The organism is Phenylobacterium sp. (assembly GCF_035276905.1).
GTDB lineage: Bacteria > Pseudomonadota > Alphaproteobacteria > Caulobacterales > Caulobacteraceae > Phenylobacterium.
Genome location: NZ_DATELG010000063.1, coordinates 1 through 23247 on the forward strand (window position 1 = coordinate 1; position 23247 = coordinate 23247).

A 23247-nucleotide genomic window follows, 5' to 3' on the forward strand; every position below is an offset into this window, starting at 1 on the left:
TCGTCAAATGCGTTGCAGCGCAGCACAGCGAGAGATCTTAGAGGACGATGTCGTCGCCGCGCCGCGGCGGGAGAGACTCTCGGCGCACTTCGCCGCGACCGGGCCATGCCGGAGGCCCCTGGCGCGCGGCCTGCTGGGTCACGACGACGAGTCCAGCGGCCAAGCTCGCCAGACATCGGTCGAACTACGGTTCGGACAAGGCGCGCTCCGTCGGCATGGGCCCGGCGGGCAGGCCCATCCGAATGCGCATGAGCGTCTCCGCGCCGAACCGCGAAGGACGCAGGCCTGCTGGCGAATCACCAGGCTAGGAGAAAGGACCGCTTCGGCAGCGGCCCCCGCCGTCAGTTCGGCGTGGCGGCCTCTTCGGCGGAGGCCGCGCGCGCGCCGGTGACCGGTTCGGTCGACGCCATCGTTACGGGCGCCGCAGGGTTGTCGAGCAGGCCGATCGTCTCGCGGATGTACTTGGCGTGTGTGACGATTCCGATCTCCAGGCGCTCGTTGTTCAACTCGACCTGTTGGGTAAGCAGGCCGGCGATGAACTCCACGTCTTGCGGCGCCTGCGAGGCGTCGACAGGCGAGCGGCGCGCATCATTGTGCATGAACACCGGCCCGCCGGAGTTGCCCGGGAAGACCGAGAAATCGAGCAGGAAGGTCGGGAAGATCTTCGCCGGCGCGACAGGATAGGAAGCGATCCGACCTGCGCGCAGGATCGGGAAGCCCGCCTGGTTGGCGGCCAATCCCCGCGGGAAGCCCAGGGCCATCAGCTCGTCGCCGGCCTCCACCTGGTACTTGGTGAAGGTGTCGTCCGACGCCAGATAGTCTTCCGGGATCGCCGACTTGGCGAACTCGGCCGGGGCAGTGATCACGATCGCAGCCACATCGCGCGCCGGATGATGCGTCCACAGCTCATTGCCGGAGGCGTCGCGAATCTGCAGCGGCTGGGGCGAATAGCTCCAGCTGCCGTCGGCGTTCGCCACGCGGTAGCCGATTCGGGCGACCTGGCCCGGCATCTGCTTGAACACGTGGTTGGCGGTGACCAGCACCGTTCGCGGCCGGCCATCCGGCGCCGTTTCAGAGATGAGGAATCCCGTGCCGACCGTGCGCGTGCCGTTGCCGAGCGGTTGCTCAAGCTGAACAGTCGCGTGCATCAGCTCGACGGAGAGATCCATGTTCATTTGGAACCCCGACGACTAAACAATAACTACGCCCTTCGCGTCTTTGCGCGATCTCGATGCACTCTGATTGGATCAGATGGCGAGGTTCTCGCCAAGCAAAGAGCGTGTGATGGGGTTGCGCCCAAGCGACGCGGGGCGGACCCGGCATGATCCTCCGACAGCGCCTTGAGCCGGACCGGCGGCCGGCGCATTTAGGCGACCATGAGCACTCCCGCCGCGCCCGTCGCCCGCAAGGACCCGCATCGAATAGAACAGCTCGGCCGCGTCCGCGTCGACGACTACGCCTGGATGAAGGACGAGAACTGGCAACAGGTCCTGCGCGACCCGAAGGTCCTGCGCGGCGACGTCCGCGAGCACCTGGAGGCCGAGAACGCCTACACCAAGGCCATGCTCGCCTCGACCGAGACCATGCAGGCCCAGATGTTCGCCGAGATGAAGGGCCGCATCAAAGAGGACGACGCCTCGGTCCCGGCTCCCGACGGTCCCTGGGAATACTACGGGCGCTACGAGGTCGGCGCGGAGCACCCGATCCACGCCCGCCGCGCGCGCGGCTCGATCGGGGGCGAGGAGGTGCTGCTCGACGAGGACGCGCTGGCCAAGGGCAAGGCCTACTACCAGGTGGGCGCCGCCAGCCACAGCCCGGACCACGCCCTCTTCGCCTGGGCCTGCGATGAGCAGGGCTCGGAGTACTTCACCATCCGGGTGAAGGACCTGGCGTCGGGCCAGGAAATCGGCGCACCGATCGAGAGCGCCTACGGCGACTTCACCTTCTCGCCCGACAGCCAGTGGCTGTTCTGGATCTGGCGTGACGAAAACGCCCGCCCGTCAAAGGTCTATCGCCGGCCCGCGCGCGGCGGCGAGGACGTGCTGGTCTATGAAGAGGCCGACGAGGGCATGTTCCTGGGCGTCGGGACGGCTTCCGATGACAGCTGTATCCTGATCCACGTCGGCAACCAGGAGACCACCGAGCTCTGGATCATTCCGGCCGGCGAACCCACCGCCGCCCCGGCCGTGGCCGAGCCGCGCCGCGTTGGCGTCAAGTACGAGCTCGACCATTGGACCGATCGCTGGGTGATCCGCACCAACGACGACGGCGCGGTCGACTTCAAGCTCGCCGTCTCAAACGCCGCGCTCCCCGCGAAATCGACCTGGGAAGACTGGATCGCCCACCGGCCCGGCCGCTACATCACCGGCTTCGCCGCCTACGCCGGCCATCTGGTCCGCGCCGAGCGGGTCGACGCGCTCGACCGGCTGGTGGTCACCGCGCGCGACGGCCGCAGCCACGAGATCGCCTTCGATGAGGAGGCCTACGCCCTCCATCTCGAAGGCGGCTACGAGTACGAGACCTCCACCACCCGCTTCGTCTACCAGTCGCCAACGACGCCCAGGCAGTGGTTCGACTACGATCTGGAAAGCCGTGAGCGGACGCTGCGCAAGACCCAGGAGATCCCCTCCGGCCACGATCCGTCGCGCTATGTCGCCCGCCGGCTCTACGCGACCGCAGCCGATGGCGAGCAGGTGCCGATCACCGTCCTGATGCTGAAGGACACGCCGCTCGACGGCTCCGCGCCGTTGCTGCTCTACGGCTACGGCTCCTACGGCCACGCGATGGAGCCCAGCTTCTCCATCCGCAACTTCAGCCTCGTCGATCGCGGCTGGATCTGGGCTGTCGCCCACATCCGCGGCGGGTCGGACAAGGGCTGGGGCTGGTTCCTCGACGGGCGGCGCGAGAAGAAGACCAACACCTTCACCGACTTTATCGCCTGCGCCGAGCATCTGGTCGGCGCGAACTACGCCTCCAAGGGCCGGATCGCGGCCTACGGCGGCTCGGCTGGCGGCATGCTGATGGGGGCGGCGGCCAATATGCGCCCGGACCTCTGGGGCGCGATCATCGCCGCCGTGCCCTTCGTCGACGTGCTCAACACCATGAGCGACACCAGCCTGCCGCTCACCCCGCCGGAATGGCCGGAGTGGGGCAACCCCATCGAGGATCCCCAGGCCTACGACCGGATCGCCAGCTACAGCCCCTACGACCAGGTCAGGGACCAGGCCTACCCGCCCATCCTCGCCACGGGCGGCCTCTCCGACCCGCGCGTGACCTACTGGGAGCCGGAAAAGTGGGTCGCCAAGCTCCGCGAGCACGCGACCGGCGACGCCCCGATCCTCTTGAAGATCAACATGGAGGCTGGCCACGGCGGCGCCTCCGGCCGGTTCGACTTCCTGAAGGAGATCGCACTCGACTACGCCTTCGCCGTCTGGGCGATCGACAAGGGTTGGCAGTCCGTATCAGCGCGCCTCTGATCCGCGCCGCGACGGCGGCCGACGCCGGGGCGCTCGCCGCCATCTACGGCCACCATGTCCTGCACGGCCTCGGCACCTTCGAGGAGGTTCCGCCATCCCCTGCCGAGATGGAGCAGCGCCGTCTGAGCGTCGTCGCCCATGGCCTGCCTTATCTCGTCGCCGAGGACTCCGGCTGCGTGCTGGGCTACGCCTACGCCGCCCCATTCCGCGCGCGCGCGGCCTATCGCTACACCGTCGAGGACAGCATCTACGTCGCCCCGCACGTCCAGCGCCGAGGCGTCGGCCACGCCCTGCTCTCGGCCGTGCTGGAGCATTGCGAGGCGATGGGCCTGCGGCAGGTCCTGGCGGTGATCGGCGACTCCGAAAACGGCGGCTCAATCGGCCTCCACCGCGCCCTCGGCTTTGAGCCAGCCGGCGTCGGCAAGGACGTCGGTTTCAAGCAGGGCCGTTGGGTGGACATCGTCTGGATGCAAAAGACATTGAATGGCGGAAGCGGCGGGGTCCCGGACGCCCCCGGCCTGGCGCTGTCGGGACACTGAGCAGAGGCTCAGCTCCCCCAGCCGCCCGCACCGCCGACGCGCACCGCGGCCCACAGCAGGGTCCTCTTCCAAAGCGGCACGCCGAGCGCCGCCAGGGCGTCGCGGAAGACGCCGTCCGCCTGGGCCCGGCTGTAGCGCCCGCCCAGACCCTTGGTGGCGTACAGATAGTCATGCACCACGGCGGCCTTGCCCGCGTCTCCCAACGGCGGCTCCAAATTCCAGAAGCCCCACGGCACCGAGGCGAAGTCGGTGACGAACCCGGCCGGGACGGCGATCGCCTCGCCACTCGAAGCCGGCCAATATTCGAACTGCTGAAGCAGGCGGGCGGTCACCCGTCCGTCCCGCGCCTTGTCCAGGATCTCGACCGCCAGGGGACCCTCGAAGGCGGTCACGCCGGACGCCGCAGGAAGACGCCGACGATAACCTCCGCCAGGCCCAGCCCCAGCGAGACCTGCGCCTGCGTCCGCTCGCTGGCGCGCGAGACGGCGAAGATCGCCGGCTGCGCCTGGTAGAGGCCGGCCAGGATGTCGGTGATCAAGCTGGCCGCGCGGGACGGCGCCACATCCGGGTGGCTCTGCACCGTGTCGACCACGCTGGTCACCAGCTTGTTCGGATCGACGGTGGGCGCAGGCTGAGCTGCGACCGCGGAAACGGCGTCGGTCATGAAAGTCTCCTTGTTGATGGATGAGTCGGTGGCGGCCGGCGCAGCCCTCACGCGCAGCCGCCGGCCAAGAGCGCGTCCTGGAAGCGCAGGGCGTAGTCGGCGATCAGGCTCGCGCGGTCCTGGCCGTTGACGATCCGCCGCGCGGCCACGAACTGCGCCCGCGTCGCGCGCCCGCCCAGCGGCAGCACGTCGGCGAGCCGCCGGCCGGAGAACCAGCCGTCCCGCATGCCGCGCGCGAGGATCTCCGCGGCGAGCGCCGGCTCCAGCGCCCGCTCCGGCTCGTCCAGCAGGCCGGCCCGCGCATAGTTCGCCCGGCCGGTGAGCTGTACATAGCCCCGCCCGCAGAACCGGCAGCCGTCGCCCGCCTCGGTGTTCCCCAGCCGCGCGGCCACCGCCGGCCGCAGCCCGGCGGGGTCGTACATCCGCGTGAAATAGGCCGCCCCGCCGATCTCCACGACCGGCTGCATGGTGTGCGCGGTCTCGTGATAGGCGGTCGCCAGCCCATAGGCCGTCCAGCTCAGCGGCCAGCCGGCGCAGGCCTCCAGGATCGCTTTGCAGCCATCGGCCTCCGTTTGGCTCAGCTCCGGGCCCAACAGGCCCGAGCGCACAGCCGCGAAGAACCGCTCCGGTCGCGGAGGGATCATGCAGGTCTCCAGATTGTGGGAGGGGGAGCGAGGCGGCGAAATTACCTAAGGTCGAGCTATGCGAAGCATGATTATCGTAGATCAACCTACCGGATCGGACGTGCTACTGACCGCCACGCACGCGGATCTCACTCCCGCGTCGCCCTCACCCGTCGCGCCGGCGTCACCGTTCCGGTCAGCAGGTTCTTGATGTCGTGGCCGAGCTCCTTGACGAGCTCCTCCATCGCCGCGAACCGCGCGTTGAGGACCGCCAGCTCCTTGCGGCAGTCGCCGTCACCGGCCTGCTCACGCAGGGTCTTCACGTCGCGGAACAGGCCGCCCAGCACGAACGCGATCGTGGCGGCCTGGACGAAGATCACGAAGGCCAGCGAGGCCAGCGCGATCCAGGCGGATGCACCCATCGGGTTCCCCTCAGATTGAAATTCGCCTCGCCGCTGGCGGGCGTGCTAGGCAGCGGGGCGATGAGCAATGTCCTGCAGCGCGCGGTCGAGGCCTACGAACGGGGCGACCTGGCCGACGCCAGGCGGCTGTTCGAGAAGACGCTCGGCGTCGCCCAGCACAATCTGGCGGTGATCGCCGCGCGCTCCGGCGACGATGCCGAGCCCATCCGCCTCTACCGCGAGGCGCTCATCAGCGACCCCGGACGCGCCGAGAGCGCCTTCGAGCTGTCGCTGCACCTTCTGCGCCAGGGCCGCTACGCCGAGGCCTGGCCGCTGCACGAGAGTCGGAGGGCGATCAAGCGCCTCGGGCTCGTGACGCCCAATGCGAACTGGCCCGAGTGGACCGGCCAGGACCTCGCCGGCAAGCGGCTGGCAGTCCTCGGCGAACAGGGCTTCGGCGACCAGATCATGTTCGCCCGCTTCCTGCCGGCGCTCCGCGCCATGGGCGCCGAGGTGCGACTGGTTTGTGCAGCAGAGCTTACGACCCTGCTGGGCGGCGTCGCCACCGCCTCCCGCTCCGAGGTGGACTACTGGCGCCACTTGCAGAGCCTGCCGCTGCAACTGGGCGTCACGCTGGAGACGATCCCGCCGCCGACCGCCCTGCCCGTCGCCCGGCGCGGCGGCGGCGGCGTGGGCGTGATGGTCGCCGGCAGCCCGAAATACGCCCGCGACGCCCGCCGCACGCCGCCCGACGACATCAAGGCCGAGCTCCTGGCCCTCGGCCGCGACCTGCGCCCCGAGGCGACCGGCGCGCGCGACTTCCTTCAGACCGCCGAGATCGTCGCCGGCCTCGACCTCGTCATCACGATCGACACCGCCATGGCGCACCTGGCCGGCTCGCTGGGCATTCCGACCTGGGTCCTGCTGCCCGCCCCGCCGGACACCGACTGGCGCTGGCTGCGCGACCGCGCCGACAGCCCCTGGTACCCGTCCGCCCGCCTGTTCCGGCAGCCGACAGCCGGCGACTGGATGGGAGTCATGGCGATCCTGAAAGAAGCTCTCCGCTAAAAGGACTTCGAGAAGTTCACCCCGACGTTCAACATGCCGCTGAGCGCGTCCAACAAGCTCCCTGTCTGCTTCGTCGTGCCGTTTGAAGCCTGCGTCTCGCCGTGCAGCAGCGACAGCGGCAGGCCGCCGTAGTCGCTCATCAGCGACGCCAGCGTCGTGAGCGGCGCCTGCGCATGCTGTTGCGCGATCTGCTGCAGCGCCGCGCCGATCTGCGCCTGGAGGTTGAGGTCGTTGACCGCCGTCTGGTTCTGCGCGGTCGCGGTGTTGACCAACCCCTGCGCCGCCGCCTGCTGTCGGGCCAGCGCGGCTTCCGCCTGCTGAGCGTTGAACTGCCGCGCCTGATTGTAGGCGGCCTGGTTGGCGAGTTGCGCCTGCTGGCGCCGGTCGGCGTCGAGGTTCGCCAGGTTCGACCCCGTTTGGAAACCCTGGTTCAGCAGCCCCGAGGACAGGGTTGCGCGCCCCCGGTCGATGGCGTCCTCGCTGAGGGCGGTCTGGATCGCCCCGCCCGAGCCGCCGAAGGTGTCGTCGTTGGCGAGCGCCAGCCTGTTCTGCGCCCGCGTCTGCCCCGCCCCATAGTCGTAATCCGCCAGCGAGGAGCCCACCACGTCCTTCAGGTAGGGCGACATATAGGAGTCGAGGTTCGGCAGGATGCTGTTCGGACGCACCGTCGCAGGGTCGTACTGCGAGGCGCCGGTGTTCATCAGCCCCTGGAACAGCCCCTGCGCGCTGGCGTAACTCTGATTGTCGGGTGCAAGGGCGCCCGCCGCGCCGTAGGCCTGGTTCTGCAGGGCGTTCGGCCCCGCCGCGAAGCTGTAGGGATCCATCTGCGACAGGTCAGTGACCCGGCCAGCGAGCGTGTTCAGTTGCGGCTCGAGCCACGACGGATTGTTGGGCGTCGTCGTCGCAGTCGAGCTCGTCGTCGTCTTCTTGCTGGAAAGCCCCATATCAGAGCGCCTTTCGTAAGGTGACCGACCACGGCCGGTATCCGATGTCCTTGAGCGCCCGCGTCCAGCCGGCGTGGCCTTCGACGAGCATTTCCGTGCAGCCCTGGGCTCTGGCCCAGGCATGCAGCCGCGGCGCCGCGGCCAGGATCGCCGCGAGCGTCCCCGCGGCCCACATCACCTGGCAGGCGCGCGCGTTCGGGTAGTCCGCCAGCTCCACCACGAAGCAGCAGTCGGGCATGGTCAGAAGCTGCGACCGTCCCTCGACGAGGCCGTGCTCGATGCTCTCGATGGTGTGGTGGGAGCCGTCGGCGGCCTTGGCGATCCTGTCCCGCCAGAAGGCCCAGGCGCTCAACCCTTGCGCCCCCGGGGGCTGGCCTCGACCACCAGCCGGCCGATCCGGGCGTAGCTGGGCAGCGAATAGCCCGAATAGGTCAGCTGGAACAGCCGGCCCGACGCCTTGAAGTCTACCGTCTCCTGCCCCGGCATCAGGGTGAACGGCCCGAACTCGGTCTGCGGCCCTTGCGGATGCAGCCGGCTGGCCAGGCTGAGCTGCACCGGGCCGATCTGGTCGTCGGAGATGTCCGGCCAGGCCTGGCGCACCAGGGCCGCACGGTTCTCGTCGAGATAAAGGTCGCCGCTCTGGATGTACCAGGGCAGCGCCCGGCCGTCGGCGCTGTGGCCCAGCTCGTGCCAATAGACGGCGCCGTCGACGCTCACCCCGATCGGGTTCTGGGCCGGGCCGGCGTCCACCAGCGCCGTGCGCGCCGGCGTCACGCCGCTGATCGCCTGGCCCCGATGCCAGGCGCCGGCGTCCGGACCGTCGGCCGCCAGCGCCACATAGCGGCTAACCTCATAGCCGTCGCGCGTGTCCGGATAGTCCCAGCGCACCTCGCTGAACTCGCCGATCGTCGAGGCCATGATCTTGTCCGCCTGGCTGGCCGCCAGGTTGGCGGCGAAGTCAGCGCGGATCGGACAGGCGACGGGCGCGACGGCGCCGCCCGCCGAATAGCTGTGGAACTGCCGGTCCGGGCTGATCCAGTAGGCGGTGGCGCCCATGACGGCCGCGGCGTTGGGGCCGATCAGTCCGCACTTTTCGCCCACCTTGTCGAACCGCCAGACCTGGCTCACCTGGCCGACATAGGTCCCCAGGAACAGGCTCTGGGTGGTCCAGACCAGGAGATAGCGCCCGAGGATCTTGCCGCCGACGATCCGTCCGCCGCCGGGCAGCACATACTCGCGCGCCGTCGACGACGAGCTGGCGTCGGTCGCCCACTGGGTCTCGTCGCCGACGCCGGAGTGGCGCAGGCAGAGCGGATTCCAGATCCCGTTCTCCTGGGTGCAGCCGAGCGCGAACGCCTGCCGCTGCGGCGCCACCAGCATCTGGGTGATCCGCGTCGGCGCCGCCGTCACCGCGGCTGCGCGCTGGCTGGTGACGTTCGACCATTCGTAGAGGCCGCCGTTGCGCGGGCTGGCCAGCAGCTTCTGCCCCCAGGCCGCCAACGACCAGGTGCGCGGAAAGTAGTCCGCGCTCGACGGCTGGCCGAAGCCGCCGATCCCGTAGGCGCCGGTGCCATAGCCCGAGGTGCCGGTTCCGTCGCGCGCGCCGGCGGGCAGGAGCAGCTGCGGCGTGACCGTGACGCCCGCGCCGCCGCCGCTCGTCGGGACCGTCGCCACCACGGCCGAGCCGCCGCCCACGGCCGTCGAGGTGGCGTTCGCCGTGAAGCTGAACCGGTAGGTGTTGGCGTCGACCACCGTCACCGGGAAGGCGCCGTTAGGGGTGACCCCGCCCACCGCGGCGGCGCCGGAGAAGGTGACGGTGGTCCCATTGGCGATGTTGTGCGCCGTCTCGGTCACCGTCACGACCGGCGAGCCAAGGGTCACGCTCAGCGGATTGGCGCCGAGCGTCTTCGTAACGACAGCCGCCGCCGACAGCGCCATCGTGTAGCTGTCCGCTCCGGTCACGGTGATCGCATAGGTTCCGTTGACGCTCACCCGCCCCAGCGTCGCGGCGCCCGCGATCGTCACCTGCGTCCCGTTCGCAAGGCCATGCGCCGGATGCGCGACGGTCATCACCGCCGAGCCGTTCGTGACGCTCAACGGGGCCGCCGCCAGCGCCGTCACCGGCCCGTACGGGGTAATGTCGTAGAGCGCCCCGCCCTGCCAGAGCTGCAAGTTGCTGTGCGTCCCGAACGCGATGTTCAGCGTCGCGCTGTTGTTGTCCGTCCAGGCGAACACCGCCCGGCAAACCCCGCTGAGCAACTCGCCGGTCAGGCTCTCCCAGCCCCCGCAGGTCTGCGGGCGCCCCAACCGGAACCGCACATGCGACCCATCCGCCCAGGCGGGCGAGGCCGCATAGGTGGTGTCGTCGCTGTTGAGGCCCGGGGGAATGTCGATGGGGATGTCCACGTGGGGGGCCCTCTATGATGGTGCAGCAGGCATAGGGACGGGCCACCATGTGACGCGTCGTCCCGTTGAACAGCGGCCTGCGGCGAAAGCAGATCTTGGTGCTGGCGCTCAGTCGCGAAGCGAGGCCACCGGGTCCGGAACTTCGGTCGCCGTGATGCACCAGCGCGCCAGGTCGTCAGGACCCCACAGGTCGAGCGCGTTCCAGGGGTGGCTCACGACGTTGGGCAGGCGGCCCTCCCCGTCGTCTTCCCAAAAGGTCTGGAACGGCGCGCCTGACTGAATGGCGATGGGAGAGCCATCTGCATCGAGCGTGGAAAATTGCGTCGCCATCGGTCAGTCACCGTCAATGAAGAGCGCGCCCTGCGGCCGGATGCCGAGGACGTTTTGTCGTGTGGTCGCTATGTCGGGCGCCCCGCAGGGCTTGGCCTTCAGGTGAGCGCGGCCTCAACCTCGGCGATGACCGCCGGCCATTCGCCGGCCGGTCCCTGCCGGAACAGCCGCGCCGAAGGATACCAAGGGCTGTCCATGCGATCTCGCATCCATCGCCAGTCTACCCCGTGAGCGGGGAGCAATACCCAGACTGCCTTTCCCATTGATCCCGCCAGATGGGCGACAGACGTGTCCACCGTAATGACCAGGTCCAAGGCCGCGATGATGTCGGCCGTTTCGGCGAAGTCACGCGCTCCGGTGGCTTCCGGCCTGAGATCTCGGCCTAGTTCCAGCAGGCGAGCCGCGCTCTGTGGGTCAAGTGAGCGGTTCGCATCATTCTCATGCGTCGGCCGCCCGCTCGGCACCACCCCGACGCCGCCATGTCGTTGGGCGGCCCGATCGATGGGATGGGGCGGCGGCAAGGTGTCCAGGGCTACGCCAAGCTTGTGCGGCAGCGAGCCGACGAGGCTCCAGTAATGCCCCGGCGGAAAGTCGTGTCGCTTTCGGGCGACATGACCATTCGGGAACAGGCGCTCCAGGCCGGAGCCGCAAACGTAAGTGACTGTCGCCCCGAGGGCGTGAAGCGACGGGATGAAGCGGGCGAACATGATGGAGTCGCCGAAGCCCTGCTCCCCAAACACGAGCACGTGCTTCCCGCTCAACTCCTCGCCCTGCCACTCAGGGCACCTCAGACCGGGCCACTGCTGAGCCGGGTTTAGTACAGGATTGATACCGCCGCGCCGCCCCTCGTACAGCGCAAATCCTTCACTATAATTTCCAGCGGCCAATAGTTCTAAGCCACGTCTATAATCGCCGCAACCGTCACTCATGTCTTTTACTAACACAGCTCCGGTAGCGCGTCCCTATCAGCCCATGACCGTCAATGAAAATGTGCCGCTGGAAGTGAAGGTGTGTACGGTGTTGCCGCCGACGCTGGTGATCGTGCCGCCAGTCCCGCGCGCCGCACCGGAATAGCTGATGATGACAATGCCAGAGCCTCCGTTGCCGCCTGCGCTCTCGGCAACGCTGGCCTGCCAGCCACCACCGCCACCACCGCCGCCTCTGTTGGTCGTGCCCGCCACGCCAGGCGATGCGCCTGTGTTCGGGCCACCAGCACCGCCGCTCCCCCCGGCGCCCGCTCCAGGCGTCCGCAGGACGCCGCCGCCCGAGAAGTTCATGCCGCCGCCGCCGCCGCCGCCGCCGTAGTCGAGGGAGCTGCCGCTGATGCTGCTGGTGACGCCAGTACCCCCGCTGCCGGTCTGACCGCTAGAAGTGCCGTTCCCGCCATTGCCGGTCGGGACGCCCGCCGCGCCGCCGCCCGCGCCGCCGCCTACACTGCCAGAGCCGCCGTTACCACCGGTCCCGGTGCTTGTCCCGCCAGTTGTGCTGCCCGAGCCGCCGCCCCCTCCGGGGGCGCTGAGACCCGACGCGCCGTTGCCGCCGCCACCGCCGCCGCCGCCAGCCGAAACGCCGTTGAACGAGGACGCTGTGCCTGAAACCCCCGACGCGCCGTTGCCACCGTTGCCGCCGCCACCCACAGTGATCGTATATGAGCCGGGGGCGAGAGCCTGGAAGACGCCGGACTTAACCTCGCCGCCGCCACCGCCGCCACCACCGCTGCCAGTGCCGCCCCCGCCACCACCGCCGACGATGAGATAGTTGACGGGCGGCATGCCGCCCATGAGCATCGAATTGCGACGGATCATGCCGGGTTCAACAAGACGTTGTAGAGAATATAAGTCGACGTGATGACCTGATATTCCAGGACGTCCGTCGCGTTCGCCGTCGTCGTCAGGGTCGGCGCGCCACCCTGCCGCTTCCAATTCGACCCGAAGCTCAACGTGCGCGAGCCGGTCGCGTCCTGAATCAAGCGAATGAAGCCGCTCTGCCCGACCTTGGGATTGGTCGGATTCCCCAGCGCCCTGTTGCCGCCCAGCGTCACCTTGGCATTGATGAAGGTGCTCATGTCCACGGCGATGGTCGCCGCATCGGCCAAGGTCGCCTCCGCCAGGGCGCTGTACTCGGCGCCGACCGTTGAGGCCTTCGCCGTGGTCGTGCCGGTGAGGATGTCCGAGGAGCTCGCGGACGGGACCGTAATGGTGCGATCCGCGGTCAGGTCACCGCCGCCGGTGGCCAGGCCGGCCGTCGAGATCGCGCGGGTCGGCGGTACGACCGCGGCCCAACCCGCCGCGGAGCCGTTGTTCGTGAGGAACTTGCCGCTGTCGGCTCCGGTAATCGGCACCCCGAACGCGCCCTCCGAAAACGCCGCAGAGCTGATCGCGGTGTCCACATAGGTCTTGTTCGTGGCGTCGGCGCCGGCGGTCGGCGTTGCAAGTCCGCTGACCCGATTCACGCTCGTTAGCGTCGCGCCCCCGAAGTCGGTGGGCTGCACCCGCGCCAGGCTGCCCCCGCCGTCGGTGACGACCCCCACGACCTCCCCCGGCTGCAGCGTGACGCTCGCCGAGCCGTTGCCGATCGTCAGCACGCCGGTGCACGCGTTCCAGACGTCGTAGCGCTTCGACACCGCCGGAATCGTCACCGTGAAGGCGCCCGTCCCGGTGAACTTCAGCATCGCCCGGCGCGCCTCGTCGGCGCCTCCGTTGGCGGTGGATAGCGTGTAGGCGCCGGTCAGCGGCTTGGTCAGCCAGCCGGCGACGGCGTCGTCGGCTCGCTGCAGGGCGGCGTTCAGCTTGTCGCCCCAGAGGTTGACGTTCTCGCCGGTGAACTGCAGCTCGAAGCGCAGCGAGGTTGTGTAGCTCGACGGCATCAGGCGATCTGGGCTCCGGTGTCGGCCCGCCACCAGCGCAGGCCGTCGGACCAGACGAGCGTCTTCAGGTCCGTGGCGAGGCCGACGCGCGCGGCGTGGGCGGCGGCGTTGGCCGCCGAAAGTTGCGTGGACTGGGTGAGGAAGGCGGGCGTGAAGCCCTGCGGCGCCTCGAGGCCGGCCAGCCGGCTCTCCAGCTCTTCCAGATAGGCCTGCAGCGGCGGCGAAAGGCCCGTCGGGACCGGCATCAGACCACCGCCCCGCTTCCCGCCGGCGCGACCAGCGGTCCGCGCAGGGCGTCCGCGGTCTCGCAGGCGTTGACGCTGTCGATCAGGGCGCCGAACAGGCCGCCGTAGCGGTCGCAGTTGGCGTCGTCCTCGAGGTAGCGGTAGAGCGCCTCCAGCCCGCCCCACAGGTAGAGGAACGGATACTTGGCGAGCACGACGTTGCTGTCGCCATCCTGCGCCAAGGCGTCCGGCGCCCGGTAGTAGAGCAGCTTGCCCGTCGCCTGTCCGCCGAACAGCGGCGCGAACACCAGGGTGTCGCCGCCCTCCACCGCGAAGTGGCTGGGGTAGTCGCAGAGCGCGAGGCTTGCTGCGACGTCGGCCAGGCTCGCCGCGTCCGTCTGGCGCAGCACGCGCCGGGGCGTCACGTCGAGATAGAGGCGCCGCGCCGCCAGGAAGCCGTCCGGCGCCGGCGCGGTCTCGGCTGCGACGGCCACGTCGGCCCGGGCGTGCAGCGCCGGCCCACGCAGCCGCCGGCGGATCTCCTGGTGCGCCCAGCCGACGAAGTCGTCCATCTGCGCGTCCAGGTCGGCCCGGGTGGCCCAGCCGGCCAGCGCCGCCTTCAGCTCGCCGAGGTTCGCGATGCTCATCTCAGCACTCCATTGGAAAGGCCGACACGGCCCGGCGCGGTTCTGAGGAAGCGCCACTCCGGATCGTTCAGCTTGGCGGCCAGACGGTCGCCGTAGAGGTCGGGCCGATAGGCGTCCCAGCCCTCCTCGTTCAGCCACTTCAGCCGCACGATGTTGGGAATGAAGGCCACCCGGCGCAGCTCGCGCGAGGGGCTGTAGCCGTCGTTATGCGTCTGCAGCGCCTTGTTGCGCTCCAGCACGGGGCCGACGTCCTGCACCGAATGGATCAGCAGGCCGCCCTCGCCGTCGTCCTCGGCATAGTGGGCGACGTCGCCTGCGAAGTCCGGCCCGATCAGCAGCTCACGCCGGGTCAAGGACTTCCACCAGGCCGCGATCCTCCAGCTCGGCGGCGACGGCGGGATCGGCGCCCTCGACCACCGCGCCCTTGTCGTGGGTCAGCGAGGCGCCGGTCACCGGATCCCATTCGCCGGTGTGGACGAGCCCCGCCCCTTTCGGCAGGACGCGGTAACGCGCACGCGGCGCTTCGGCGGCGGACGCAACGTCGCGGGCGGCCGCGGCGGACGCCGGGGCCGGTGTGCTCTTGACGGGCAAGGCAGGTCTCCTGGTTTTCAGACAAGCCGAAACGCCCCGCGGCGGCGAAGCCGCGGGGTGCGGAATTTCAGTTTGGGTGAGCCCGGCTCTAACGGGCGCTGAACTCAGAACGGATAGGGCGCGACGTCGAGAACCTCAGTGACTGCCGGCAGCAGCAGGTCGTCGCCCCGCCGGCCATCGCGCCCCTCCGCCGGCCAGCCCAGACGGCCCGCCTTGTACAGGGACGAGCCGTAGAGATGGTGCGACAAGAGGGCGAGCCCAGCCACCAGTGCCTGCAAAGTGGTCTGCCCCAGGCCCTCGCCTCGCATGCCGAGCGGCGCCGTGGTGCTCACGGCGCAGGACCAGGTCCGACCGTCCGCTTCCAGTCTCGGCGCATAGATCCGCGCCCGCAGCCTGCGGCGTGATCCGGCGACCGCATAGGTCTCCTCCGCAAGCAGCCGTGCGTCCCATCCCATGTCGTTCACGACCGCAAAGCGGGCCTGCCCGCGCACGCGCGACCGGCTGAACGGGTACGGCGCCTGGTCGAGGTACAGACTCGGTGCAGGAATCCCGAGGCCGCCGTCGGTGGCGCCGTCGAGCTCGAACACGGCCCCCCTATATGCCCGAGCCGAATGCAGGACGATCGCAAGCACCGACAGACTCAACGACAACGCTTGGAGAGGCGTCTCTCCTTCTCCATGTCGCGGAACGTACCGCCAGCCTTCAAGCTCAACCCTGCACCGCCAAGACCGATTCTCCGGACCCCGCTTCGGCGCATGAATGCGAGTCCAGAACTTCCGTCCTTCCCGGCCCGTCAGAGCTTGTTCTGCGACACGGCGCATGAATCCACCACCTCAGAATGGAAATCGCATCCCTGTTTTGCGAAAACACGCATCGGCTCAACTATTCTCGTTGCTCTGCAGCATCTGACTAAGCTGCAACGGCCGAATGTCAAGAACATATCAAGAACGTGGAGGCCAGCCCCTCAGGGGTGGAAAATCGACTTTCCCTTGGTTGCAATTCGCCAGCCGCTCGTTCGCTCTGCTCCAGCAATCGGACGGCCGATCCTCACTCCGGCAGACAGCGAGATCGCTGTTGTATTGTGCTGTACATTCAGGCTTGGAGCTCCATTCATTTGGATCACCATTTCCGCCTGAAGGCGGCGGCTGTCGTCCGCCTGACCGCCTATACTCCGACGTCTGCGGCCCCGAAAGGACGTCGGCCAACCAACCGGCGGCCGCCAAACCCCCAAGCGGCGGCGGTAGCAAGGAGGTCCATCCTCCAGGCGCCGGAAGCGGTGGGAGGGGCTTTAGCTCGGGGTGCGACCCGCTCGGCGGAGGCGGGGCGGCGGCGTGACAGTTCGCGCAGGCGCCATGGCTAGCGAGTTGCATAGCCTGCCGACCAGACGAGGCGGCTAGGCCGGTGTTTTGGAACGCCGGCAGCGCCCCGTGATCGCCAAGCCCGGCCATGTAGGCCCGGTAGCCCCCACCGAACAAGCCGAGCCGCTTGGACGGCGGCGGCGGTAGATCGGGAGCGAGGTCTTGCGATGTAGCACCCTGTAGCCCCGCAACAGCGCAAGCAGGCGCGACGGCGGCATGGCGCTGCCGCCGCCTGAGCCGGTGAAGCTCATCGGTTGAAATTCTCCAGATTGAGGAAGTACGGCCAGCTTTCGGCCGCTGGCGCGTCACCGCCCGCCCCGGCTCTCACGCCGGAGCGGACGGCCTCTCGCCGCTACTGCAGGTCGGCGATGACGAAGTGCGCCTTCTCGTTGGCGCATTCGAAGGCGGCCTCGTGGGTCATGATCTGCTTCTGGCTGTCGCCGGTCTTGGCCAGGTCCTCGGTCTTGAAGCCGTCGAGGGTGGCGACCGACGCATATTCCGGATCGATCGCCACCAGGTCCCGGGTCAGGCCGTAGGGATGCGGAACCAGCATCAACTGCCCGAAGTCGCCGACATAGACCTCGGCGCCGGCGATGATCGTCGCCTGCTCGCGGCCCTTCACGTCGGTGCGGATGCCGGCGATGCCGGTGAAGGCCGAGAACTGCTGCTTCTGCACCGGGCCCATGAAGGCGATCGAGGGGTTGGCTCCGTTGGCGAAGGCGCTGGCCCAGGCGGCCTTCAGCATCGCCTCGGTGAAGGTCCGCTGCGTCCCCGGCGTCGCTGCGGCCACCACGCCGGTGGCGAAGCCGCCGCTGGCGCCGGAAGCGCCGCGCGAGACGTTGCTGGTCAGCCAGGCGAGCACGCCCGCCGTGCCTCGCGGCGTCGCGCCGGCCTCGGCGACCGAAGCGTAGTTGCCGATCATGCGGGCTTCCATGTCGCGGCGCAGCTCGATCCCCTTGCGCACCTTCTGGCGGTTCACCTCCGACTTGCGGCCGGCCTTGTCGACCACCTCCTGGGTGCGCGAGACGCCGAGGGTCTTGCGGAAGATCTGGCAGTAGTTGCCGACGCGGGTGGTGTTGTTCGGCGCATCGAGGGTGGCGACGTCGTCGCCTTCCAGGGCGGCGTTGGCCGGGTTCGGCGTCGCCAGGTTCTCGGTCTGCCATTCGTGGTAGCGGGCCGAGGCCTTCTTCTTGCCGATGGCGGACAGGAACGGCGTCTTCTCCGGCGCCACGCGATAGATGGTGTCCTCCAGATCCTCGCGGTTGCCGGTCACGTTCAGGGTGGTGGACAGGTTGGTCGGAGCCGTCATGGCTCAGTCTCCTTGGGCGTTGAGCAGGGCGACCGCGTCCTCGATCGAGCGCGACTTGGAAAAGCGGCTCGCGGCTTGCGCGGCCCTGCGGGCTTTGGGGTCGGCCGGCCCGGACGACGCCCCGCCGCGAGCGAGCGAGCGGGTCGCCGGGCGGTCCGGCCGGGGGTTGAAGTTGGACGTTCCGGCCTTGGCCTGCGCCTGGTCCCAGAGCATCGCCTTGCGGGCGAGGCTCATCTCCAGCGCCGAGATCTGCACCAGGGCGTCGGGCGGGATGCCCTTGGCGTGCAGGTAGCGGGTGACCTCAGTGCGCCGCTCGGTCCCCGTTTCCGGGTGCGCGAGCTCGGGATCGAGGCGCTTCAGCTGCTCGAACTCGGCGGCGACATAGGCCTGGTGGTTGGCGCGTCGGCTGACCGCAGCCACCCGCGACGCGTGGTCCAGCCGGGCCTTCTCCGCCGCGTGCTGCTCGCGCGCGGCCTGCATCGCCTCGACGCCGTGCGCCTCGGCGATCGCCGCCCAGTCGGGCGTCCCCTGCCAGCGGGCGTTGAAGCTCTGCAGCGCCTCGGGCAGCGCGTCCGCCAGCTGCTCGAGCAGATGGCGGGCTTGCGCCGCCTCCTGCACGGCCGCGGTACGGACATGCTCGGCCTCGGCCTTGACCCGGGCGGCGGCCGCCTCCCTCGGTCCTTCCTGCGACAGCACGACGGCCTGCAGATCGGGACCCAGCTCGGCGAACCGCGCCTTGGCGTCCTTCGACCAGTACTTCGGCGGCGCCAGGCGATCGACCTCGCCCGGCTCCTCCGCCTCGGTTTCGTCCTCTCCGTCGAGCGGGTCTTCGGCCCCCTCGCCGGCCTCCTCGGGCGCACTGGCCGCGCCCTCGAAATCATCGTCCCAGACGTCGTCGCCCGGTTCCGCGCCGCCGTCCCGCGCGTCCTCGCGCCGGTCGAGCAGGGCCACCGCCTCGTCGAGCGACAGCGCGCCGCCCTGCGGCGCCTCAGCAGCCTCAGCCATTCGTCACCTTTGGTTTTGTTGCAAAATCCCGCGCCGGGAGGACGAGGCGCGCCGCGCAGCTCTACGACCAGAAGGTCAGTGCGACAGCTAGTGATCGCTTAAGTCGGCCTCGAACAGATTACCGACCAATTCCCCCGGAGGGCCTCGATGATCGGACTGGCCATGGCCGCGGCGCTGGCGGCGCGCCCCCCAATCGACGCCGAGTTGCGATGCGCGGCGAGCGCTTGGCAGGGCGTGACCCATGCGAGAGAGGCCGAAAGACGGACGGCTGCGCGGACGGCCTACATGTTCTTCCTGGGCCGCCTGACGGCGGAAGCCCCCGACAAGGACTGGGTCCCCTTAATCGCCGCCGAGAGCAAGACGTTCATCGCCGTTCCGCCGGTCGGCATGAAGCTGACTGACCTGCCATGCGCGGGCCTCATCCAGCAGATCGTTCCGCTTCCGGAGGAAATCACCGCCCCCTAGAGACGGGTGCGCGGCGACCACCACGTCGGCGCATACCCCGGTCGAACGCGGGACATCGCCCCCAGGATAGGAGATCGTCCGGTACCGGGAGTCATAGCCGGTGGTCACACCGATTTGCCGCCGCGCAGCGTCGACCAGTTGCTGCCCAGGGCCGCGCGGCGCGCCCGACGCCAGCGTCGGCACGGCGCCGAGCGCAGCAACAACAGTCCGACTGTGTTATCGCCGCCCCCACCGCTTTTCCAGGAAGTCCTGAGTTATTGCGCTGGGTTCGGCAACCGAACGCCATCCACCATCCTCGTGCTTTCGTACCGCGGCGCCGCTGAAAACTCGCCGCCGTCTCCGAGCCATCTTGGGAGGCGATGGGGTGCGAAGGTGGTCACATAGCTTGCATAGTCATCGTGGGAAAAATCATCGACGGGATAGATCTTTCCACCTCTACACTTCGGCGCATCCATACCATCGTAACTATAGACGCCGAGCACATTTCCGGCGGCGGTGACCACCACAAGTTCTGACCGGCCATGAACTTGCACGGCCGCCTGAGTGAGATGGAAAAACCAATACATAGTATATGCAGCGCGACCGTCGCGAGTGCGGATCGTGCAGAGCTTCACGAGGGTTGATCCGCGCTCCACGACATCGCGGCTCTCGATCGACTGCTGCGCCATCAAGGCGAAGACCCGCGCGTCTCCGCGCGAGGGCTCGTCAACGCCGGCGCGCTTCGTCGCAGCGGCCGCCTGATCGCCGCCCGCGCACAGCAGACATGCTATTGCTAGCAGGTGTCCAATCAATCGATGCATTGCGTTCATGTTCGGGACAACACCCTGGAATGTGAACCCATTCCCTCGGCGCCCCTACCACCTGCTGAATTGTCCAGCCGCGACGCTAGCGCTTGCTGAGCGGGCATTCAAGAACAAACCGGAAACCCAGATCAGCGATCACTCTTGATGTCCCGGTAAGCCCGCTTGACGTCTTCAAGGTAATGGGGATTGCCGCCGCCGTTGTAGCGTTGAATAGCCCGGTCGTAGCCGATGAACGGCTTCGCTCGCCCCTTCTTGTCGAAAAAGTAGGATTTGGAATCCAGCCAATCGAGTCCTGCCTGAATGCCTTGCTCGGCGCCTGGCGGAACGCCTTCCTTCAAGCCGAGATCTGACTTGTAGCCCTTCTCGCCAGGAGGCGCGTCCCAGTCGCCTGGCTTGTTCACCTGCATCGGATCGGAGTTGTAGGCCTTCAGGTCATGCCCGGACTCCACCCGCACCATCGCCTTGATCCAATCCGGGTCCAGATAGACCTCGTCGCCCGGATCGGCCTGGTTCATCCTGTTGTAGGCGGCGACCTTGGCCTCGATGATCGGGTCGAGCTTGTTCGGGAACGGCTTGGCGGCCGCCGGTCCGGCGACCTGGTATTGGTCTGATGGATCGATCTCCGGCCCCTGCCCATCGAGGCTGACGGCCTGCGGCCCGAAGACGGCCGCAGAACCGGGGGTTTTCGGCGGCTGCGACAGCAGCGGGCGCGCGAACGCCTTCCTGTCCGCCATGTAGCGGGCGTAGTCGCCGCCAAATAGCCCGCCGACCCGCGGCAGGCGCGCCCGCCGCGCACTTTCCGCCAGGGCCTGCGAGATCGGATCGCCGCCCAGATCGCGGTCCGAAGTTCCAGTCCCGCCCAGGAGGCCGAGCAGTCGCGCCAGCGACAGCCCGTCGCCGTTCGTTCCGTCGAAGGTCATCGGCCGGTCGCTCCAGAATGTTGTTTGATGTCAGCGTCGACGACAGGGCGCCTGACGCGCCCAAATTCCGGTCAAGCTCGCCCATCACGCAGTCGTGCCCTGGGCGGCTAGCGCCAAAGTTGCAATTCTTGCCTATTGCGAAAGACCTCCAGCTCCACCTGTGGCTGAATGCCGCGGTCGGACGAGGGAGCGCCAAAATGCCTCACTACAAGGTCCATTATTTGGACGCGCACGGACGCGTCGTCTCGCGTTTCGAGTTCCACTGCATCAGCGACGCCGAAGCCGAGCTCGCCTGCGAAGACCTGGCGGACCAGGGCCCGAAGGAGCTGTGGTGCGGGACCCGCTGGATCCGCGCCTGGCCGGCGCCGGTCCGGGAGCTGCGGACCGCGTGAGCCCTACCCCCGGGTGAGCCCCGCCTCGGCGATCGCGTCCTCCGCAGCGCGCGCATAGCCGGCGTGCTCGCCTGCAGCGACCGTCTTGGTCAGCGCCTCGCGGACCGCGGCCAGGTTCTGCAGCGACATGTGCAGCTTGAGCACCCGCGCGTCGGCTCCGACCGGCGTCTGGGCCAAGGCGGATAGCAGGCTCGCGCGAACCGCCTCGAAGGCCGCAGACGTCTCCGCAAGCTCCGCCTGCGCGCGCCGGCCGCGCGCGATGTCGGCCTTCAGATCCCGCTCGTTCATCCGCCCACGCCTCCCGGCAGGTCGTCCACGTGGCCGGCCACGTCGACGGAATGCGAGGCGCCCGACGCCAGCGCCTGGCCCTTGAGCGCCAGCGTCGCCATCAGCTCCTCGCGTTGCAGCTTCAGCGCCTCGGCGGCGCGTTCTCGTTCCAATTGCATCTTCAGCTGCATCTCCTCGCGTTTCAGCGCCAGCTCCGCGGCCATCCGTTCGCGGGCGATCTGCAGCTCGGCCTGCGCCTGGCGCTGGTCGGCCGCCGCCTTGGCCGAGAGCTTCGCCATCTCCAGCTGGGCCTCCGGATCGTGGGGCTCGCCGGCGTCCGGCGCATACGCCGGATCGGTCCAGTAGAGGTCGGGGCTCTTCTCCCCCACCGCCCGGCTGAAGGCGCGCAGCCGGTTGTAGACGTTCTGCGCGGTGACGAACGGCCCCTCGAGCCCGCCCTGCAGCTGGACCACCTTCTCGGTCAGGCCGATCGCCTGGGACTGCACCTGCAAGTCACGGTCACGCCCGGACGAGCCCACGCCGACATGCACGCTCAGCGCCTCGCGCTCGGGCCAGGCCTCAGGCCGCACCTCGCGCCACACCTGGCCGACCTTCAGCCGCGCGGGCGCATGCTCGCGCGTGAACTCCTCGCGCAGCAGCTGGTGGACGCCCAGGAACAGGTCCTTCACCCCGGTTTCGGCAAAGACGCGGCAGATCATCCTGACCCGCTTCTGCGCCGCAGAGATCAGCGCCATGGCGCCGCTCGCGGTCTCGTGCAGGGTGTCTGGGTTGAGCCCCTGGGCGTTCCTCACCACGCCCGAGCGCTGCTCGGCCACGGTGGCCATGAACTCCATCGCCGAGAAGACGTCGAATCCTAAGCCCCCCGCCGAGATCGGCCGCACGGCCTGGCCCGTCTTCGAGCGCACCGGCACGTTGGGCGCATTGTTCAAGAGGTCGGCGATGGTGAACTCGCTGGCCTGCTCCTCGGAGACCTCCATCCGCTGGTTCAGCGCGAAGTAGCCGCTGTCCAGCAGCATGCGCAGCAGCACCGTCTTGATGCGCATCACCTCGAACAGCTTGTCCGCCAGGCTCTCGCCATAGAAGCGATGCGCCGACAGGTACGGCGTCAGCGCCCCGAACGGGATCTGGCGGACCTGCTCCTTCTGCAGCAACGTCCGCTGCTCGCCGTCGGTCTCGATCCGCCAGATCTCCGGCTGGCCGTCGCCGTCGGCGTCGATGCGCAGGTAATGGGTGCGCACCTCCACCACGCGCAGGTCCTCCAGCCCGCTCTCGCCGGCCCGGTCGTGCTCGCCGGCCTCGTCGCGGGCGTTCTCCAAAGCATCTTGCCGCGAAGTCGCGTGCGGCAGGGCCCGCGCCAGCTTGGCGTCCACGCCGCGCGCGATCAGGTCCTGCACGCGCGGCCGGTCGCGCAGCGCGCAGTAGGCCGTGTCCCGAAGCGCGACGGTGTCGGCCGCGACCGTGAAGTCCTCAGACGGCACGGCGCGCACGCAGACGCGACCACGCAACTCGCGTAGCTGCAGCGCCACGGATCCGTCCCCGCGCGTCTCAACCTCGGCCCGCATCCACGGTTTCTGCAGCTGCGCCAGCGCGGCCAGCGCCGCGGCCTCCTCCGGGCCGCCGGCCTCATGGAGCGAGACCGGCTTCTCGTCCTCCTCCCACCACCAGTGGAAGAGCCCCGTGCGGTTGAGAAGCGCGTCCTGGACCGCATCGTGGAAGGCCCGGAAGGCGTCGTTCTGGTGGAAGACGACATGGGTGACGAGCTCGGTCTCCTCGCGCGCCTGGGCCTCGTCGGCCGCCCCGTCCGCCTGGAAGGTCACAACGTCGTCGCCACCGAAAAACACCTCCATCACATCCGGCATCAAGGTGTCCACCGCATCCGACAGGGTGGAGTCCACCGCCGTCGAGCGGCCGCGGATCACCTGGAGGTC

28 protein-coding genes and 1 pseudogene are annotated in these 23247 nt (G+C 68.9%); 5 read left to right on the forward strand and 24 right to left on the reverse strand.

The features are described 5' to 3' along the window. Nucleotides 1-341: 341 nt before the first annotated feature. Nucleotides 342-1175, reverse strand: coding sequence for a serine protease (locus VJS38_RS02420; protein ID WP_324086557.1), 834 nt, complete (start codon nucleotides 1173-1175; stop codon nucleotides 342-344). A 201-nt stretch (nucleotides 1176-1376) separates the two neighbouring features. Here VJS38_RS02420 and VJS38_RS02425 point away from each other — a divergent pair, with 201 nt between their 5' ends. Next, nucleotides 1377-3476 (forward strand): S9 family peptidase, encoded by a 2100-nt coding sequence (locus VJS38_RS02425; protein WP_324086558.1) that lies wholly within the window; start codon nucleotides 1377-1379, stop codon nucleotides 3474-3476. Beyond that, complete coding sequence (locus VJS38_RS02430; protein WP_324086559.1) at nucleotides 3449-4015, forward strand: GNAT family N-acetyltransferase; 567 nt, start codon at nucleotides 3449-3451, stop codon at nucleotides 4013-4015. Before VJS38_RS02425 ends, VJS38_RS02430 begins: the two co-directional genes overlap by 28 nt. 8 nt (nucleotides 4016-4023) lie before the next feature. On the opposite strand, the gene VJS38_RS02435 is transcribed toward VJS38_RS02430, so the two are convergent. The 4 genes from VJS38_RS02435 to VJS38_RS02450 all read right to left on the reverse strand — a co-directional run bounded on the left by VJS38_RS02435 (nucleotide 4024) and on the right by VJS38_RS02450 (nucleotide 5724). After that, nucleotides 4024-4407 (reverse strand): DUF1353 domain-containing protein, encoded by a 384-nt coding sequence (locus VJS38_RS02435; RefSeq protein ID WP_324086560.1) that lies wholly within the window; start codon nucleotides 4405-4407, stop codon nucleotides 4024-4026. Next, the gene (locus VJS38_RS02440; RefSeq protein ID WP_324086561.1) at nucleotides 4404-4679 is read right to left on the reverse strand and encodes a hypothetical protein; all 276 of its coding nucleotides are present in this window, start codon (nucleotides 4677-4679) and stop codon (nucleotides 4404-4406) included. Before VJS38_RS02440 ends, VJS38_RS02435 begins: the two co-directional genes overlap by 4 nt. A gap of 47 nt (nucleotides 4680-4726) precedes the next feature. After that, nucleotides 4727-5323 (reverse strand): hypothetical protein, encoded by a 597-nt coding sequence (locus VJS38_RS02445; RefSeq protein WP_324086562.1) that lies wholly within the window; start codon nucleotides 5321-5323, stop codon nucleotides 4727-4729. 128 nt (nucleotides 5324-5451) lie between these two features. Then, nucleotides 5452-5724: a hypothetical protein gene (locus tag VJS38_RS02450; RefSeq protein ID WP_324086563.1), complete on the reverse strand. Its 273-nt coding sequence runs from the start codon at nucleotides 5722-5724 to the stop codon at nucleotides 5452-5454. 60 nt (nucleotides 5725-5784) lie between these two features. Between VJS38_RS02450 and VJS38_RS02455 the strand changes: the two genes are divergently transcribed. Next, the gene (locus VJS38_RS02455; protein ID WP_324086564.1) at nucleotides 5785-6771 is read left to right on the forward strand and encodes a hypothetical protein; all 987 of its coding nucleotides are present in this window, start codon (nucleotides 5785-5787) and stop codon (nucleotides 6769-6771) included. Here VJS38_RS02455 and VJS38_RS02460 read toward each other — a convergent pair. From VJS38_RS02460 to VJS38_RS02525, 14 genes are all read right to left on the reverse strand, one after another. Next, nucleotides 6768-7715, reverse strand: coding sequence for a hypothetical protein (locus VJS38_RS02460; protein WP_324086565.1), 948 nt, complete (start codon nucleotides 7713-7715; stop codon nucleotides 6768-6770). The genes VJS38_RS02455 and VJS38_RS02460 overlap by 4 nt on opposite strands. A gap of 1 nt (nucleotide 7716) precedes the next feature. After that, a complete protein-coding gene (locus VJS38_RS02465; protein ID WP_324086566.1) occupies nucleotides 7717-8067 on the reverse strand; it encodes a hypothetical protein in 351 nt (116 codons plus the stop codon). Then, nucleotides 8064-10121 (reverse strand): hypothetical protein, encoded by a 2058-nt coding sequence (locus VJS38_RS02470; protein WP_324086567.1) that lies wholly within the window; start codon nucleotides 10119-10121, stop codon nucleotides 8064-8066. The genes VJS38_RS02465 and VJS38_RS02470 overlap by 4 nt, the downstream gene beginning before the upstream one ends. 108 nt (nucleotides 10122-10229) lie before the next feature. Continuing rightward, nucleotides 10230-10451, reverse strand: coding sequence for a hypothetical protein (locus VJS38_RS02475; RefSeq protein WP_324086568.1), 222 nt, complete (start codon nucleotides 10449-10451; stop codon nucleotides 10230-10232). A gap of 98 nt (nucleotides 10452-10549) precedes the next feature. Further along, a complete protein-coding gene (locus tag VJS38_RS02480) occupies nucleotides 10550-11212 on the reverse strand; it encodes a hypothetical protein (protein ID WP_324086569.1) in 663 nt (220 codons plus the stop codon). Nucleotides 11213-11416: 204 nt separating this feature from the next. Further along, on the reverse strand, nucleotides 11417-12256 hold the full coding sequence (locus VJS38_RS02485; RefSeq protein WP_324086570.1) for a glycine-rich domain-containing protein: 840 nt from the start codon (nucleotides 12254-12256) through the stop codon (nucleotides 11417-11419). Continuing rightward, complete coding sequence (locus tag VJS38_RS02490; protein ID WP_324086571.1) at nucleotides 12253-13317, reverse strand: hypothetical protein; 1065 nt, start codon at nucleotides 13315-13317, stop codon at nucleotides 12253-12255. Before VJS38_RS02490 ends, VJS38_RS02485 begins: the two co-directional genes overlap by 4 nt. Then, nucleotides 13317-13562, reverse strand: a complete 246-nt coding sequence (locus tag VJS38_RS02495) for a hypothetical protein (protein WP_324086572.1) — start codon at nucleotides 13560-13562, stop codon at nucleotides 13317-13319. The genes VJS38_RS02490 and VJS38_RS02495 overlap by 1 nt, the downstream gene beginning before the upstream one ends. After that, nucleotides 13562-14188 carry a phage adaptor protein gene (locus VJS38_RS02500; protein WP_324086573.1) on the reverse strand — a complete coding sequence of 209 codons (627 nt, stop codon included), beginning with the start codon at nucleotides 14186-14188 and terminating at the stop codon, nucleotides 13562-13564. Before VJS38_RS02500 ends, VJS38_RS02495 begins: the two co-directional genes overlap by 1 nt. Next, a complete protein-coding gene (locus tag VJS38_RS02505) occupies nucleotides 14185-14541 on the reverse strand; it encodes a hypothetical protein (protein WP_324086574.1) in 357 nt (118 codons plus the stop codon). The genes VJS38_RS02500 and VJS38_RS02505 overlap by 4 nt, the downstream gene beginning before the upstream one ends. After that, nucleotides 14528-14779: a hypothetical protein gene (locus tag VJS38_RS02510; protein WP_324086575.1), complete on the reverse strand. Its 252-nt coding sequence runs from the start codon at nucleotides 14777-14779 to the stop codon at nucleotides 14528-14530. Before VJS38_RS02510 ends, VJS38_RS02505 begins: the two co-directional genes overlap by 14 nt. 104 nt (nucleotides 14780-14883) lie before the next feature. Further along, nucleotides 14884-15366 (reverse strand): DUF6968 family protein, encoded by a 483-nt coding sequence (locus tag VJS38_RS02515; RefSeq protein ID WP_324086576.1) that lies wholly within the window; start codon nucleotides 15364-15366, stop codon nucleotides 14884-14886. 1123 nt (nucleotides 15367-16489) lie between these two features. Then, nucleotides 16490-17446 carry a DUF5309 domain-containing protein gene (locus VJS38_RS02520; protein WP_324086577.1) on the reverse strand — a complete coding sequence of 319 codons (957 nt, stop codon included), beginning with the start codon at nucleotides 17444-17446 and terminating at the stop codon, nucleotides 16490-16492. A 3-nt stretch (nucleotides 17447-17449) separates the two neighbouring features. Further along, on the reverse strand, nucleotides 17450-18451 hold the full coding sequence (locus VJS38_RS02525) for a hypothetical protein (RefSeq protein ID WP_324086578.1): 1002 nt from the start codon (nucleotides 18449-18451) through the stop codon (nucleotides 17450-17452). A 162-nt stretch (nucleotides 18452-18613) separates the two neighbouring features. On the opposite strand from VJS38_RS02525, the gene VJS38_RS02530 reads away from it, so the two are divergent. Continuing rightward, nucleotides 18614-18916 carry a hypothetical protein gene (locus VJS38_RS02530; protein ID WP_324086579.1) on the forward strand — a complete coding sequence of 101 codons (303 nt, stop codon included), beginning with the start codon at nucleotides 18614-18616 and terminating at the stop codon, nucleotides 18914-18916. 9 nt (nucleotides 18917-18925) lie between these two features. Here VJS38_RS02530 and VJS38_RS20965 read toward each other — a convergent pair. From VJS38_RS20965 to VJS38_RS02540, 3 genes and pseudogenes are all read right to left on the reverse strand, one after another. Then, a pseudogene (locus tag VJS38_RS20965) lies at nucleotides 18926-19099 on the reverse strand (DUF1287 domain-containing protein); the annotation flags it as partial. A 71-nt stretch (nucleotides 19100-19170) separates the two neighbouring features. After that, a complete protein-coding gene (locus VJS38_RS02535) occupies nucleotides 19171-19725 on the reverse strand; it encodes a hypothetical protein (protein ID WP_324086580.1) in 555 nt (184 codons plus the stop codon). A gap of 122 nt (nucleotides 19726-19847) precedes the next feature. Then, nucleotides 19848-20639, reverse strand: a complete 792-nt coding sequence (locus VJS38_RS02540; protein WP_324086581.1) for a hypothetical protein — start codon at nucleotides 20637-20639, stop codon at nucleotides 19848-19850. A 197-nt stretch (nucleotides 20640-20836) separates the two neighbouring features. Here VJS38_RS02540 and VJS38_RS02545 point away from each other — a divergent pair, with 197 nt between their 5' ends. Next, a complete protein-coding gene (locus VJS38_RS02545) occupies nucleotides 20837-21031 on the forward strand; it encodes a hypothetical protein (protein ID WP_324086582.1) in 195 nt (64 codons plus the stop codon). 3 nt (nucleotides 21032-21034) lie between these two features. Here VJS38_RS02545 and VJS38_RS02550 read toward each other — a convergent pair whose 3' ends face one another. Both VJS38_RS02550 and VJS38_RS02555 read right to left on the reverse strand, forming a co-directional pair. Next, nucleotides 21035-21319 (reverse strand): hypothetical protein, encoded by a 285-nt coding sequence (locus tag VJS38_RS02550; RefSeq protein ID WP_324086583.1) that lies wholly within the window; start codon nucleotides 21317-21319, stop codon nucleotides 21035-21037. Beyond that, on the reverse strand, nucleotides 21316-23247 hold a 1932-nt coding region (locus VJS38_RS02555; protein WP_324086584.1), incomplete at its 5' end, for a portal protein. The genes VJS38_RS02550 and VJS38_RS02555, both read right to left, overlap by 4 nt.

Coding starts and splice junctions, on each gene's coding strand:
- VJS38_RS02420 (WP_324086557.1), bottom strand. CDS start 1,175: ATGAACATGGATCTCTCCGTCGAGCTGATGCACGCGACTGTTCAGCTT.
- VJS38_RS02425 (WP_324086558.1), top strand. CDS start 1,377: ATGAGCACTCCCGCCGCGCCCGTCGCCCGCAAGGACCCGCATCGAATA.
- VJS38_RS02440 (WP_324086561.1), bottom strand. CDS start 4,679: ATGACCGACGCCGTTTCCGCGGTCGCAGCTCAGCCTGCGCCCACCGTC.
- VJS38_RS02445 (WP_324086562.1), bottom strand. CDS start 5,323: ATGATCCCTCCGCGACCGGAGCGGTTCTTCGCGGCTGTGCGCTCGGGC.
- VJS38_RS02450 (WP_324086563.1), bottom strand. CDS start 5,724: ATGGGTGCATCCGCCTGGATCGCGCTGGCCTCGCTGGCCTTCGTGATC.
- VJS38_RS02455 (WP_324086564.1), top strand. CDS start 5,785: ATGAGCAATGTCCTGCAGCGCGCGGTCGAGGCCTACGAACGGGGCGAC.
- VJS38_RS02460 (WP_324086565.1), bottom strand. CDS start 7,715: ATGGGGCTTTCCAGCAAGAAGACGACGACGAGCTCGACTGCGACGACG.
- VJS38_RS02475 (WP_324086568.1), bottom strand. CDS start 10,451: ATGGCGACGCAATTTTCCACGCTCGATGCAGATGGCTCTCCCATCGCC.
- VJS38_RS02485 (WP_324086570.1), bottom strand. CDS start 12,256: ATGATCCGTCGCAATTCGATGCTCATGGGCGGCATGCCGCCCGTCAAC.
- VJS38_RS02490 (WP_324086571.1), bottom strand. CDS start 13,317: ATGCCGTCGAGCTACACAACCTCGCTGCGCTTCGAGCTGCAGTTCACC.
- VJS38_RS02495 (WP_324086572.1), bottom strand. CDS start 13,562: ATGCCGGTCCCGACGGGCCTTTCGCCGCCGCTGCAGGCCTATCTGGAA.
- VJS38_RS02500 (WP_324086573.1), bottom strand. CDS start 14,188: ATGAGCATCGCGAACCTCGGCGAGCTGAAGGCGGCGCTGGCCGGCTGG.
- VJS38_RS02520 (WP_324086577.1), bottom strand. CDS start 17,446: ATGACGGCTCCGACCAACCTGTCCACCACCCTGAACGTGACCGGCAAC.
- VJS38_RS02525 (WP_324086578.1), bottom strand. CDS start 18,451: ATGGCTGAGGCTGCTGAGGCGCCGCAGGGCGGCGCGCTGTCGCTCGAC.
- VJS38_RS02530 (WP_324086579.1), top strand. CDS start 18,614: ATGGCCGCGGCGCTGGCGGCGCGCCCCCCAATCGACGCCGAGTTGCGA.
- VJS38_RS02535 (WP_324086580.1), bottom strand. CDS start 19,725: ATGAACGCAATGCATCGATTGATTGGACACCTGCTAGCAATAGCATGT.
- VJS38_RS02540 (WP_324086581.1), bottom strand. CDS start 20,639: ATGACCTTCGACGGAACGAACGGCGACGGGCTGTCGCTGGCGCGACTG.
- VJS38_RS02545 (WP_324086582.1), top strand. CDS start 20,837: ATGCCTCACTACAAGGTCCATTATTTGGACGCGCACGGACGCGTCGTC.
- VJS38_RS02550 (WP_324086583.1), bottom strand. CDS start 21,319: ATGAACGAGCGGGATCTGAAGGCCGACATCGCGCGCGGCCGGCGCGCG.